Raw genomic sequence first — 12498 nt, 5'->3', positions numbered from 1 at the left:
AGCGGCGGTGACCGGCCGCCCCGGCCGGCCGCCGCCGCTTCCGCGTTGGCTAGGCTTTCCGGCATGACGGTGGCGGTGCGGGTCATTCCCTGTCTGGACGTGGACGCCGGACGGGTGGTCAAGGGCGTCAACTTCGTCGACCTGCGGGACGCCGGCGACCCGGTGGAGCTGGCGGCGGCGTACGACCGGGCCGGCGCGGACGAGCTGACGTTCCTCGACGTCACCGCCTCGTCCAGCGACCGCGGCACGATGCTCGACGTGGTCCGGCGCACCGCCGAGTCGGTGTTCATCCCGCTGACCGTGGGCGGTGGCATCCGGCAGGTCGCCGACGTCGACACGCTGCTGCGGGCCGGGGCGGACAAGGTCGGGGTGAACACCGCGGCCATCGCCCGGCCGGAGCTGATCGCCGAGATCGCCGACCGGTTCGGCCGCCAGGTGCTGGTGCTCTCGCTGGACGTGCGTCGGGCCCCGGCCGGGGTGACGCCCAGCGGCTTCGAGGTCACCACGCACGGCGGGCGGCGTGGCACTGGCCTGGACGCGGTGGCGTGGGCCGCGCGCGGCGCCGAGCTGGGTGCCGGCGAGATCCTGCTCAACTCGATGGACGCCGACGGCACCAAGGCCGGCTTCGACCTGCCGCTGATCCAGGCGGTCCGCGACGTGGTCGAGGTGCCGGTCGTCGCCAGCGGTGGCGCGGGCGCGGTGGCGCACTTCCCGCCGGCGGTCGGCGCGGGCGCCGACGCGGTGCTCGCGGCCAGTGTCTTCCACTTCGGCGAGCTGACCGTCGGCGAGGTCAAGGACGCCCTGCGCGGCGCCGGTCACCCGGTGCGCTGACCCTCTCCCGCGGCGGTCAGGGCCGGCCGGAGCGCCCCTCGGGGGACCGGCGGGGCATCGGGATGGAACGGACCACGTACTCCTGGACGGCGGCGGCGTGGTCGTCCTCGGCGAGCTGCCACTCGGACTCGGCCGGCGGATGCCGGCGGGTCAGCACGCCCTGCACCGTGTCGACGGTGGTGCCCAGCCCGGCGCTGGGTCGGGTGCGCCAGAGCCGCTCACCGTCCGGGGTGACCCGGAACCAGCCGTCGGAGACGCTGACCAGGCCGGCGCCGACGAGCCGCCGGACCGCCCCCTCGACCTCGTGCCGCTCGGGAATGGCCTGGTTGAGGTGGTCGGCGGTGGAGAGGACGTCGGCGAGGCGTACCCCTTCGGGGCGGCGTGTGGCGGCGGCCCGGCGGTGCCGGCCGGCGCCGCTCGCGATGACCAACGCCACGAAGATCCAGGCGTCGCTCCAACGCCATCCGTTGTCCCCCATGCACGAATGATGCCCGCCCGCGACGGCGGAGAAAACACCTGGTTTTGCCGCCGTGCGTCGTCGCAGCTCAGCGCGCTCCGGGCCGGCCCGCGCGGTGGCGGTCGGCCCGAACGCGCTCACGCAGCGTAGGCGCGGACCGGTCGGGCCGGGATCGCGAAGATCGGGATGAAGAACTGGGCGAGCGGCCCGATGGCGAGCGCGTAGGCCACCGTACCGAGACCGACCGTGCCGCCGAGCAGCCAGCCGAGGGCGAGCACGGTGACCTCGATGGCGGTCCGGACCAGCCGGAGCGACAGGCGCGGGCGGCGGGCGACCAGGCCGGTCATCAGGCCGTCGCGCGGTCCGGGGCCGAGCCCGGCGCCCAGGTAGAGGCCGGTGGCGGCACCGTTGGCGACGATGCCGACCACCAGCAGCGCGGCGCGTACCGGCAGGCCCTCGCCCGGCGGCAGCACGGTCAGGGTGCCGTCGACGACCAGCCCGATCACCACCACGTTGCTGATCGTGCCGAGCCCGGGGCGCTGCCGCAGCGGGATCCAGAGCAGCAGCACCACGGCGCCGACGGCGATGGTGACCGTGCCGAAGGAGAGGCCGGTCTGCCGGGCCAGCCCCTGGTGGAACACGTCCCACGGGTCCAGGCCGAGCCCGGACCGGACCATCAGCGCCATGCTGAGCCCGTAGAGGACCAGACCGGCGTAGAGCTGGGTGAGCCGCCGTGCCGGCCGGTGCCGGAGATTGCCAAGCTGTGCCATGCATGCCACCCTAGGGTCCAATTGGCGGAGCCGGAGAGGCCAATCAGGGAGGAGTGGCCATGACCAGCCAGGTGCGCGGTGTCCAATTGGCGCGGCTGCTCGGCCAGTGGCACGCGCTGCCCGGCCGCCGTCGCAGCCCCGACTACGTCGCGCTCGCCGCCGCCGTCCGCGGCCTGCTCGCCGACGGTCGGCTGCCCCTGGGGGTACGCCTGCCGGCCGAGCGGGAACTGGCCGAGGCGCTGCGGATCAGCCGGACCACCGTCACCGCCGCGTACCGGGAACTGCGGGAGAGTGGCCACCTGGCGAGCCGACGCGGGGCCGGGAGCTGGACCATGCTGCCGGGCACCCACCGGGTGGCCAGCACCGGACTCTGGACGCCGCTCGACGACCGGGACATGATCGACCTCGGGGTCGCCGCGCTCTCCGCCCCGCCGCAGCTCGTCCCCGCCGCCCGGGCGGCGGCCGAGGACCTGCCCCGCTATCTCGGCGGCGCCGGCTACCACCCCACCGGCATCATCGAGCTGCGCGAGGCGGTGGCCCGCGGCTACACCGAGCGCGGCCTCCCCACCAGCCCCGAGCAGATCATGGTCACCAGCGGCACCCAGCACGCGCTGGACCTGGTGCTCCGGCTGGCGCTGTCCCCCGGCGGCGGGGTGCTGGTGGAGTCGCCCACCTACCCCAACGCGCTCGCCGCGCTCGCGGCCCGGCGGGCCCGGATCGCCACGCACGGGCTCTCCGACGACGGCTGGGACGCCGACCTGCTGCTCGGCAGCCTCCGGCAGACCCGGCCCAAGCTGGCGTACGTGATCCCGGAGTTCCACAACCCGACCGGTCACCTGATGGCGGCCGACCTGCGCGAGCGGCTGGTCGGCGCGGCCCACGCGGCCGGTACCGACCTGGTCGTCGACGAGTCCTTCGTCGACCTGCCGCTGGACGGCACGCCGCTGCCGCCGCCGGTGGCCGTCTTCGACAGGCACTCCCGGGTGATCAGCATCGGCGGGATGAGCAAGCCCTACTGGGGCGGGCTGCGGATCGGCTGGGTACGCGCCTCCGCGCCGCAGGTGCAGCGGCTGGCCGCGGCCCGGGTCGGCGTGGACATGGCCAGTCCGGTCCTCGACCAGCTCGTCGCGGTGCACCTGCTGGCCCAGGCGCCGGCCATCGTGGCGGCCCGCCGGACCCAGCTCGCCGGCCAGCGGGACGCGCTGGTCGCCGCGCTCGCCGACCGACTGCCCGACTGGCGGTTCCGGGTGCCGCGCGGCGGCGTCACGCTCTGGGCCGAGCTGGACGGCCCGATCTCCAGCGCGTTGGCCCGGGCGGCCGAGGAGGTCGGCGTACGGCTGGCGCCCGGTCCCCGGTTCGGCCTGGACGGCACGCTGGAGCGGTTCCTCCGGCTGCCGTTCACGCTGCCGGCCGCGGAGCTGGCGGAGGCGGTCGGGCGGCTCGCCGCGGTCCGCTACGACCTGGACCGGGCCGGCCGGCCGCAGTGGCGGGAGCCGAGCGTCATCGCCTGAGCGACAGTGCCCGTTCCGGTGGTTGCCGGCCGAACCGGATCCCCGCCCGGCGGCGGGCCCGCAGACTGCCCGGGTGGGGAACCGGAGCGACGCCCGCTGGTCGTGGGCGCTCCGCGCCGCCGCGCCCGGCTCCCGCACCACCCGGCTGGAGCTCTTCTACGACCTGGTCTTCGTCTTCGCGTTCCTCAGCGTCACCACGCTGACCGCCACCGAACTGACCCCGGCCAACCTCTACCGCTTCCTGCTGGTGCTGGCGCTGCTCTGGTGGTCGTGGACCGGCTTCGCGCGGGTGGGCAACGCCTGCCGCGCCGACCAGGGCATGCTGCCGCTGGTCGGCTTCGTGACCGTGGCGGCGACGTTCCTGCTCGTGCTCAGCGCGCCGGGCGCGTTCCAGGACCGCCCGGGCGGCCTGCCCGGCCCGCTGGTCTTCGCCGGCTGCTACTTCGTGATCCGGATGGCCCAGCTCACCGTGTTCGGCCGGGTGGACCGGGCCGACCCGGCCCGGCGCCGGCGGTTCCTGCTGCGCGTCCTGGTGCCGGTCGTGGCCACCGTGCTGCTCGTGGTCGCCGGCGCCGTCCGGGCCTGGCTGCCCGAGGGCCGGTTCGCGGTCGGGCTGCAACTGGCGCTCTGGACGCTGGCGGTGCTGGTCGAGTACGTGGTCGGCACCACCGTGGCCTGGCACTGGTGGGTGGTGGTCTCGGCCGGGCACTGGGCGGAACGGCACGCGCTGATGGTGCTGGTCGCGCTCGGCGAGTCGATCATCGCGCTGGGGCTCGGCCCGAAGACCGGACTGCCGCTGACCGGCCCGGTGGCGGTGGCCGCGCTGCTCGGCATCGCGATCGTGGCGGCGCTGTGGTGGGCGTACTTCGACACGCTGGCGTTCGCGCTGGAGCAGGCGCTGCACCACGCCCGGGACCGGGACGCCCGGCTGCGGCTGAGCCGCTCGGTCTACACGTTCCTGCACCTGCCGATGGTCACCGGGACGATCCTCTACGCGCTCGGCCTCAAGGACCTGCTCGCCGAGGTCGCCGACCCGGCCACCCCGCCCTGGGGATGGGCGCTGGGTGGCTTCTGGGGCAGCGTCCTCTTCGGCGGGGTGGCGCTCTACCTGCTCAGCATCGCCGGCTGCTGGTGGTTGGCGGTGCGCGAGCTGCACCGTCCGCTGCTGGTCACGGTGGCGGCGCTGGTCGCGGTCGGCCCGTTCGCGTTCCGGGTCCCGGAGGTGGCCGCGCTGGGCGTGCTGGCGGTGCTCGCCGGTGCCGGCGTCACCTGGGAGACGCGCAGCGAGGACGGCCGCCGCCGCCGGGTGCGTCAGCTCGCGCTGGAGGAGCAGTTGGCCGCCGAGGCCGAGCAGAGCCGGTGGCGCCGGGAACACCTGTGACCGGCGCGGGCCGCCGGGGCCGGTCCCGCGCCGGGGGCAGCTCACAGCTCGGCGAGCGTGCCCTCGTACATCTTGTCGATCTCGCCGGCGAAGTTGGTCTCCACGCTGCGGCGCTTGATCTTCAGCGACGGGGTGACCTCGCCGTCGGCGATGGTCAGGTCGCGGGGGAGGATCGTCACCTTCTTGATCGTCTCCCAGCGGTTGAGCTTGGCGTTCAGCTCGTCCACGTAGCCCTCGACCATCGTCCGCGCCTGCGGCGAGGTGACGATCGTGGTGTAGTCGCGACCTTCGAGGTCGGTGCCGACGGCCCAGGCCGCGATCGCGTCCGGGTCCAGCGTGACCAGCATGGTGCAGTAGTTGCGGGCCTGCCCGATCACCACCGCCTGCGAGGTGTACGGGCAGATCGCCTTGAACATGCCCTCGATGTGCGACGGCGCGACGTACTTGCCGCCGGACGTCTTGACCAGGTCCTTCTTGCGGTCGGTGATGCGCAGGTAGCCGTCGTCGTCGAGCGTGCCGATGTCGCCGGTGCGGAAGAAGCCGTCGTCGGTGAACGCCTCGGCGGTCTCCCCGGGCAGGTTGTGGTAGCCGCGCATCACCGGCCGGCCGCGGACCAGGATCTCGCCGTCGGTGTCGATCCGGCACTCCAGGTCGCCCATGGCCCGGCCCACGCTGCCGATCTTGAGGCCGTCCGGCGGGTTGACGAACGCGCCGGCGCTGGTCTCGGTGAGGCCGTACCCCTCCGAGATGGGCAGGTTGGCGGCGGCGAAGAAGGTGGCGATCTCCTTGCTCAGCGGCGCCGCGCCGGAGACCAGGACCCGCATCCGGCCGCCGAGCCGGGCCTGGAGCTTGCTGAAGACCAGCTTCTCGGCGAGCGCGTACTTCATCCGCAGCCCGGCCGGGACCGGCTTGCCGGCCTGCTCCAGCGCGACCTTCTCCTTGCCGACCGCGACCCCCCAGCCGAATATCTTCGCCTTCGCGCCGCCCGCGCCCTGCGCGGTGGTGACCGCCTTGTTGTAGACCTTCTCGAAGACCCGGGGGGCGCCGCACATCAGCGTCGGCCGGACCACGCCGAGCAGCTCGACCAGCTTGTCCACCCGGCCGTCGACGTAGGTGGGCAGCCCGACGTGGGTGGCGCCGCAGAGCAGCGTCTTGCCGAACGAGTGGGACAGCGGCAACCACAGGTATTGCAGGTCCTCGACGCGCAGCAGGCCCAGCTCGGCCTGCGCCACGCCCTCCCAGCACCACCCGCCGTGCAGCAGCTCCACGCCCTTGGGCCGGCCGGTGGTGCCCGAGGTGTAGATCAGGGTGGCCAGGTGGTCCGGGCCGATGCCGGCGACCAGCTCGTCGATCAGGCCGGGCGTGGCGGCCAGCGCGGCGGTGCCGCGTTCCTCCAGCTCGGCGAGCGTGAGCTGTTCGACGGTGGCCGCCGGGTCGGCCGCGCCGTCGAGAAGCACCACGTGGGTCAGCGCCGGCAGCTCCGCGCCGGCGACCTTCGCGGCCTGGGCCGGGTTCTCCGCGAACAGCACCCGCGACCCCGAGTCGGCGAGGATGTACGCCGCCTCCTCGGGCTCGGTGGTGGGGTAGACGGTGGTGGTGGCCCCGCCGGCGCACATCACGCCGAAGTCGGCGAGCACCCACTCCAGCCGCGTGTTGGCCAGGATCGCCACCGGATCCTCGAGGCCCACACCGAGCCCGTGCAGCCCGGCCGCGATCGCCTTGGCGCGCTGCCCGACCTGCTCCCACGTCAACCAGACCGGGCCCGAGTCGTCGGGTGCGGGGTGGGCGAAGGCGTGCCGGTCGGGGGAGTCCGCCACGCGCTTGAGGAACATGTCCGGTACGGAACGGTACGGTACATCGAGAGCCATCGTGGAAGCCGCCTTCAGGGGTGGAGGGACGTGACGGGGGTCACGCCGGTCTGCGGTTACCGAAGAGTATTGCCTGCACCGGGGCAGCGGCTAGTGCGGATCGGCCGGGGTTCGGGCTCAGGCGTACCGGGCGGCGGCGCGGGACCAGTCGTAGGTGGCCCGGATCCAGTCCCGGCGGGTGGCCAGGAACGCGCGCACCCCGTCGTCGGCCGCGACGGCCAGCGCCGCGTCCCGTTCCGCGTACGCCGCCAGCGCCGCGTTGAACCGGGTCGCCGCCGCGCGTAGCGCCGCCGCCTCGTCCTGACCGGTCTCGCCGGCGATCGTGGTGACCAGGTTGTGCGCCGGTGGGGCGACGCCGCGTTCCTTGCCGTAGGAGAACAGGTCGTTGCACCAGCAGACCAGGTCGGTGGCGAGCGAGTCCAGCGCGGCCAGCGCCGGATCGGCCCGCCGGGCGGGGCCGGGACGCGCCGGGTGGGTCAGGTCGGTCACCGTGAAGCTGGGCCGTACGCCGCCGGTGTGCCGGCGCATCTGCACGTACTCGGCCACCCCGGGCACCCGCCGGTGCTCCCGGTTGGCCGCCTCCCAAAGCAGCGCCAGCAGATATTCGCGCAACTGGCTGACCAGGCGCAGCAGCAGCGCGGGCCGTTGCGCGTCCCGGGCCCGGCGGCACAGGTCGTGCAACGCCACCGCGAGCGGGCCGGCGCCGGCCGGGGTGGGCGCGGCCGGGTCGCCGTGCCGGTCCAGCACGCTCAGCAGCGCCGCCACGGTGGGGGCCAGCCGGGTGGGGTCGGTGCCCAGGCCGTCGTCGTCGCAGGCGTCGTCCACCACGAACAGCCAGTTGATCAGGTCGGTGAGCAGGCGTAGGCCCACCGGGGACGCCTCCGGGCCGGCCCGGGCGGCCAGTTCCGCGGCGTGCGCACCGGCCAGCCGGAGGCGCCCGGCCGGGTCACCGACCAGACCGAGGTCGCGTGCCCAGTCGGCGCTCTCCACGGTGACCCGCTCGACGGCGGGGTGCCGCCGCGCCGGGAAGGGCGGTTCGTGCAGCGCCGAGAGCGCGAAGCCACGCATCCGTGCCCCCTGTCCGTCGCCCGCGAGGCCGGGCGGCGGGCAGGAGCGTACGGCAGGATGCATCGGTGTTCGTCACTGGCTGGAGGATTTTTCATCATAAGTCGGTCACCACGCGCCTACTGCGGGTCACAATCCCAGCTCGGCGGCGCGCAGCCGGTCCGCCGGGCCGGCCGGACCCTCCACCTGGACCCGGGACACCCGCTGCCGGCCGGTGAGGAACAGCACCAGCTCGCCCGGCGCGCCCACCAGCCGCAGCCGCTCACCGCCCCGACCCACCCGCAGCTCCCCGTGGCCCGGCGCCTGCACCAGCACCTCGGCCGGAAAACGCCGCAGTGTCGTCCGGGCCAGCAGGGCGACCCGCTTCCAGAGCGCCGCCTGCTGCCCGACCGGCAGGTCGCGCGGATGCCAGCCGGGCCGGGCGCGGCGCACGTCCTCGTGATGGATGAAGAACTCCAGGCCGTTGACCAGCTCGTCGGTGAGCGGGTTGCTCACCGGGCTCCACACCGGCGGCCGGCGGACCCGGGCGACCAGGTCGGCGTACGGGCCGGCGGCGACCCGGCGGCGGACCGCCTCGCCGTGGGCCCGCAGCGGCGGCAGCAGGATCCCACCGGCCGCGTCCGGCCGGCGCTCCCGCACCAGCAGATGCGCCGCCAGGTCACGGGTGGTCCACCCCTCGTTGACCGTCGGCGCGTCCGGTCCCAGTTCCAGCATCAGGTCGGCGAGCGCCTCGCGCTCCGCTCGGGCGTACCGCGGCATGGCCCGATCGTAGGCCCGCCCGGCCGGATCGGCGCGCCATGACCGGCGCGGCGTCCCCGGGCCGACCGGCCGCCGCCCGCCGTCGGTCCCGCGATTCGCGGGAACGTGACGTCGGACATATCCCGTCCGGGTCGGCGGAGGTGGCGGCGAGCGGTAAGGATGGGGAAGAAAAAGGTGGCTTACGGCGGGGGAGAGCGTGGCGAGCGGGACAAGTCGGGACGTGCTCGGCAAGGGGCTCAGGGTGCTCGGCCGGGCGATCCGGGAGCAACCGCGGATCTTCGCGGTGGCGGTCAGCGGCAGCGTGCTCTTCGGCCTCCTCGTCATCGCCAGCGCGTACGTGATCGGCGCGGTGGTCGGCGACGTGGTGGTGCCGGCGGTCGAACGCGGCGCGGTGGCCGGCGGCGCCCTCGCGCTCGCCGCGTCGGCGCTGTTCGGGATCAGCGTGCTGCGGGTGGTCGGCATCTTCGGCCGGCGGCTCGGCGCCGGCTACATGCAGTACCGGCTCCAGGCCGCCTACCGTCGCCGGGTCACCCGCCGCTACCTGGACCTGCCGCTGGCCTGGCACCACCGCAACTCCACCGGCACGCTGCTGTCCAACGCCAACTCCGACGTGGAGGCCGCTTGGTACCCGATCGCGCCGCTCCCGTTCGCGGTCGGCACGCTGGTGATGCTGGTCGGCGCCGTGGCCTCGCTGTTCGTCACCGACTGGGCGCTCGCCCTGGTCGGCCTCGCCGTCTTCCCCGCGCTGTTCGCGCTCAACGTGGTCTACTCCCGCCGGATGGCGCCCCGCCAGGCCCGCGCCCAGCGGCTGCGGGCCGAGGTCAGTGGCATCGCGCACGAGAGCTTCGACGGCGCGCTGGTGGTCAAGACCATGGGCCGCGAGTCCCAGGAGACGGCCCGCTTCGCGGCCCGCGCCGGTGAGCTGCGCGACGCGTTGATCTCCGTCGGCCGGCTGCGCGGCGTCTTCGACCCGATGCTGGAGACACTGCCCAGCCTCGGCACGCTCGCCGTGCTGGTGGTCGGCGCGGTCCGGCTCCAACAGGGCGCGATCACCGTGACCGAGCTGGTCAGCGTCGCGTTCCTGTTCACCGTGCTGGCCTTCCCGGTGCGGGCGATCGGCTGGGTGCTGGCCGAGTTGCCGCGCAGCGTCGCCGGCTGGGAGCGGGTCAGCCGGGTCCTGGAGGCCACCGGCGAGATGCCGTACGGCGACGTGACGCTCGACCCGACCGGCCGGGAGCCGGCCACGCTGGGCTTCTCCGACGTCCACTTCGGCTACGAGCCGGCCGAGGCGCACCTGCCCGGCACGGAGGTGCTCGGCGAGGTGACGTTCACGGTGCCGGCCGGGAAGACGGTCGCCCTGGTCGGGCCGACCGGCGCCGGCAAGTCCACCATCGCGTCGCTGGCCGTGCGCCTGGTCGACCCGCGGACCGGCCGGATCACGCTGGACGGCGTCGACGTGCGGGACCTGACCGCCGCCTCGCTCGCCGCCACGGTGGCGCTGGTGGCCCAGGTGCCGTTCGTCTTCGACGACACGGTCCGCGCCAACATCACGCTCGACCGGGCCGGCATCGGCGACGACGAGGTGTGGGCCGCGCTGCGGCTGGCCGAGGCGGACGGCTTCGTCGCCGCGCTGCCGGACGGGCTGGACACCATGGTCGGCGAGCGGGGCACCTCGCTCTCCGGCGGGCAGCGGCAGCGGCTCACGCTGGCCCGGGCGCTCGCCGGCCGTCCCCGGCTGCTGGTGCTCGACGACGCCACCAGCGCCGTCGACCCGCGGGTCGAGGCCGCCATCCTGGCCGGCCTGCGCGCGCCCACCGATGGTGGGGCGCCCGCGTCGATCCTGGTGGTCGCCTACCGGCGGGCCACCATCGCGCTCGCCGACGAGGTGATCTACGTGGAGCAGGGCCGGGTGGTCGCCCGCGGCACCCACCCCGAGCTGCTGGCCACCGTGCCCGGGTACGCCGACCTGGTCACCGCGTACGAGCAGGCCGAGCAGGAACGCGAACAGAACCGCACGTACGACGAGGTCACGCCGGTGCCCTCCGGCCTGGAGATGGAGGTGGACCGGTGAGCGCGAGCACGGCCGAGGCGGCGGAGGCGACCGAGTCGACCTGGGGGACGCTGCGGCGGGGGCTGGCGCTCTCCCCGGAGCTGAAGACCGGGCTCGCCGGCACGTTGGCGTTGGCGCTGGTCTACATGGTCGGCCGGGTGGCGGTGCCGGTGGCGGTGCAGCGCGGCATCGACCACGGCATCGTCGGCGGGCTCGACCTGAACGTCATCTCGCTGACCGTGGCGGTCACCGTCGGCGTGCTGGTGGTCACCACCGCCTGCGGCTACCTGATGATGCGCCGGCTGTTCACGGTCAGCGAGACCGCGCTGGCCGGCGTGCGCACCCGCGCGTTCCGGCACGTGCACGACCTGTCCATGCTGCACCAGCAGTCCGAGCGGCGCGGGTCGCTGGTCTCCCGGGTCACCAGCGACGTCGACCAGATCACCCAGTTCCTCCAGTGGGGTGGCGTGATCCTCATCGTCAACCTGGGGCAGCTGCTGGTGACCACCGCCGTGATGCTCGCGTACTCCTGGCAGTTGACGCTCGTGGTGCTCGTCGCGTTCGCGCCAGCGGTGCTGGTGATCCGGCAGTTGCAGCGCCGGCTCGCCGGCGCGTACGGGCTGGTCCGGCAGCGGACCGGCACGCTGCTCGGCGCGATCGGCGAGAGCGTGGTGGGCGCGCCGGTGATCCGGGCGTACGGGATCGCCGGGCGCACCGCCCGCCGGCTGGACACGGCGATCGACGGGCAGCGGGTGGCCCAGCAGCGGGCGATCCGGATCAGCATCCTGGGCAGCTCGGTCGGTGAGCTGGCCGCCGGCCTGGCGCTGGCCGGGGTGGTGGTGGTCGGGGTGAGCCTCGGCGTCGACCGCACGCTGTCGGTCGGTCAGCTCACCGCGTTCCTGTTCCTGGTCACGCTCTTCATCCAGCCGGTGCAGATCGCCACCGAGGTGCTCAACGAGGCGCAGAACGCGATCGCCGGCTGGCGCCGGGTGCTCGACGTGCTGGACGTCGCCCCGGACGTGGCCGACCCGGGCGAGCGGGGCCGGGAGCTGCCGGCCGGTCCGCTCGACGTCCGCTTCGCCCAGGTGACGTTCGCCTATCCGGGCGGGCCCCCGGTGCTGCACGACGTGACGCTGGACATCCCGGCGAAGAGCCGGGTGGCGGTGGTGGGCGAGACCGGCAGCGGCAAGACCACGTTCGCCAAGCTGCTCACCCGGCTGATGGACCCGACCGAGGGCGAGGTGCTGCTCTCCGGCGTCGACCTGCGTCAGGTGCGCTTCGACTCGCTGCGCGCCCGGGTGGTGATGGTGCCGCAGGACGGCTTCCTGTTCGACGCCACGGTCGGGGAGAACGTCCGCTTCGCCCGGCCGGACCTGTCCGACGCGCGGCTCACCGCCGCCTTCACCGAGCTGGGCCTGGCCGACTGGCTGGACGGGCTGCCGTCCGGGCTGGACACCCCGGTGGGCGAGCGCGGCGAGGCGCTCAGCGTCGGCGAGCGGCAGCTCGTGGCGCTGGCCCGCGCGTACGTGGCCGACCCGGACCTGCTGGTGCTGGACGAGGCGACCAGCGCGGTCGACCCGGCCACCGAGGTGCGCCTGCAACGCACGCTGGACGCGGTGACCCGGGGGCGCACCACGCTGGCCATCGCGCACCGGCTCTCCACCGCGCAGGCGGCGGACGAGGTGATCGTGGTGGACCGGGGCCGGATCGTGCAGCGCGGCCCGCACGAGGAGCTGGTGCGCGACACCGACTCGGTCTACGCCCTGCTCTACGCCTCGTGGCTGGAGCAGACCCGCTGATCTGGCC

At 74.5% G+C, this 12498-nt stretch carries 10 protein-coding genes; 5 read left to right on the top strand and 5 right to left on the bottom strand.

Going from position 1 to position 12498, the window contains the following annotated elements; genetic code table 11:
- The first annotated feature begins 63 nt into the window (after positions 1-63).
- Positions 64-831, top strand: coding sequence for an imidazole glycerol phosphate synthase subunit HisF (gene hisF, locus ACH495_RS20980; RefSeq protein WP_396859400.1), 768 nt, complete (start codon positions 64-66; stop codon positions 829-831).
- A gap of 16 nt (positions 832-847) precedes the next feature.
- Here hisF and ACH495_RS20975 read toward each other — a convergent pair whose 3' ends face one another.
- The gene (locus ACH495_RS20975; RefSeq protein ID WP_396859399.1) at positions 848-1309 is read right to left on the bottom strand and encodes a hypothetical protein; all 462 of its coding nucleotides are present in this window, start codon (positions 1307-1309) and stop codon (positions 848-850) included.
- A gap of 116 nt (positions 1310-1425) precedes the next feature.
- Positions 1426-2058 carry a YitT family protein gene (locus tag ACH495_RS20970; protein WP_396859398.1) on the bottom strand — a complete coding sequence of 211 codons (633 nt, stop codon included), beginning with the start codon at positions 2056-2058 and terminating at the stop codon, positions 1426-1428.
- Positions 2059-2117: 59 nt separating this feature from the next.
- Between ACH495_RS20970 and ACH495_RS20965 the strand changes: the two genes are divergently transcribed.
- On the top strand, positions 2118-3569 hold the full coding sequence (locus ACH495_RS20965; protein WP_396859397.1) for a PLP-dependent aminotransferase family protein: 1452 nt from the start codon (positions 2118-2120) through the stop codon (positions 3567-3569).
- A 73-nt stretch (positions 3570-3642) separates the two neighbouring features.
- Complete coding sequence (locus tag ACH495_RS20960) at positions 3643-4950, top strand: low temperature requirement protein A (protein ID WP_396859396.1); 1308 nt, start codon at positions 3643-3645, stop codon at positions 4948-4950.
- Positions 4951-4991: 41 nt separating this feature from the next.
- On the opposite strand, the gene ACH495_RS20955 is transcribed toward ACH495_RS20960, so the two are convergent.
- From ACH495_RS20955 to ACH495_RS20945, 3 genes are all read right to left on the bottom strand, one after another.
- The gene (locus tag ACH495_RS20955) at positions 4992-6818 is read right to left on the bottom strand and encodes an AMP-dependent synthetase/ligase (protein WP_396859395.1); all 1827 of its coding nucleotides are present in this window, start codon (positions 6816-6818) and stop codon (positions 4992-4994) included.
- Between the two features lie 117 nt (positions 6819-6935).
- Positions 6936-7886 carry a terpene synthase gene (locus tag ACH495_RS20950; RefSeq protein WP_396859394.1) on the bottom strand — a complete coding sequence of 317 codons (951 nt, stop codon included), beginning with the start codon at positions 7884-7886 and terminating at the stop codon, positions 6936-6938.
- Between the two features lie 126 nt (positions 7887-8012).
- Positions 8013-8642 carry a TIGR03085 family metal-binding protein gene (locus tag ACH495_RS20945; protein WP_396859393.1) on the bottom strand — a complete coding sequence of 210 codons (630 nt, stop codon included), beginning with the start codon at positions 8640-8642 and terminating at the stop codon, positions 8013-8015.
- 196 nt (positions 8643-8838) lie between these two features.
- Between ACH495_RS20945 and ACH495_RS20940 the strand changes: the two genes are divergently transcribed.
- Positions 8839-10713 carry an ABC transporter ATP-binding protein gene (locus ACH495_RS20940; RefSeq protein ID WP_396859392.1) on the top strand — a complete coding sequence of 625 codons (1875 nt, stop codon included), beginning with the start codon at positions 8839-8841 and terminating at the stop codon, positions 10711-10713.
- Positions 10710-12491, top strand: coding sequence for an ABC transporter ATP-binding protein (locus tag ACH495_RS20935; protein ID WP_396859391.1), 1782 nt, complete (start codon positions 10710-10712; stop codon positions 12489-12491). Before ACH495_RS20940 ends, ACH495_RS20935 begins: the two co-directional genes overlap by 4 nt.
- Positions 12492-12498: the final 7 nt, after the last annotated feature.

This window comes from Micromonospora sp. NPDC018662, assembly GCF_044391475.1.
Taxonomy (GTDB): Bacteria; Actinomycetota; Actinomycetes; order Mycobacteriales; family Micromonosporaceae; genus Micromonospora.
This window is presented reverse-complemented; position numbering and strand designations above follow the sequence as displayed.

Excerpts from the sequence above, each read along its gene's own strand:
- hisF (WP_396859400.1), top strand. The coding sequence starts at position 64 with ATGACGGTGGCGGTGCGGGTCATTCCCTGTCTGGACGTGGACGCCGGA.
- ACH495_RS20975 (WP_396859399.1), bottom strand. The coding sequence starts at position 1,309 with ATGGGGGACAACGGATGGCGTTGGAGCGACGCCTGGATCTTCGTGGCG.
- ACH495_RS20970 (WP_396859398.1), bottom strand. The coding sequence starts at position 2,058 with ATGGCACAGCTTGGCAATCTCCGGCACCGGCCGGCACGGCGGCTCACC.
- ACH495_RS20965 (WP_396859397.1), top strand. The coding sequence starts at position 2,118 with ATGACCAGCCAGGTGCGCGGTGTCCAATTGGCGCGGCTGCTCGGCCAG.
- ACH495_RS20955 (WP_396859395.1), bottom strand. The coding sequence starts at position 6,818 with ATGGCTCTCGATGTACCGTACCGTTCCGTACCGGACATGTTCCTCAAG.
- ACH495_RS20950 (WP_396859394.1), bottom strand. The coding sequence starts at position 7,886 with ATGCGTGGCTTCGCGCTCTCGGCGCTGCACGAACCGCCCTTCCCGGCG.
- ACH495_RS20945 (WP_396859393.1), bottom strand. The coding sequence starts at position 8,642 with ATGCCGCGGTACGCCCGAGCGGAGCGCGAGGCGCTCGCCGACCTGATG.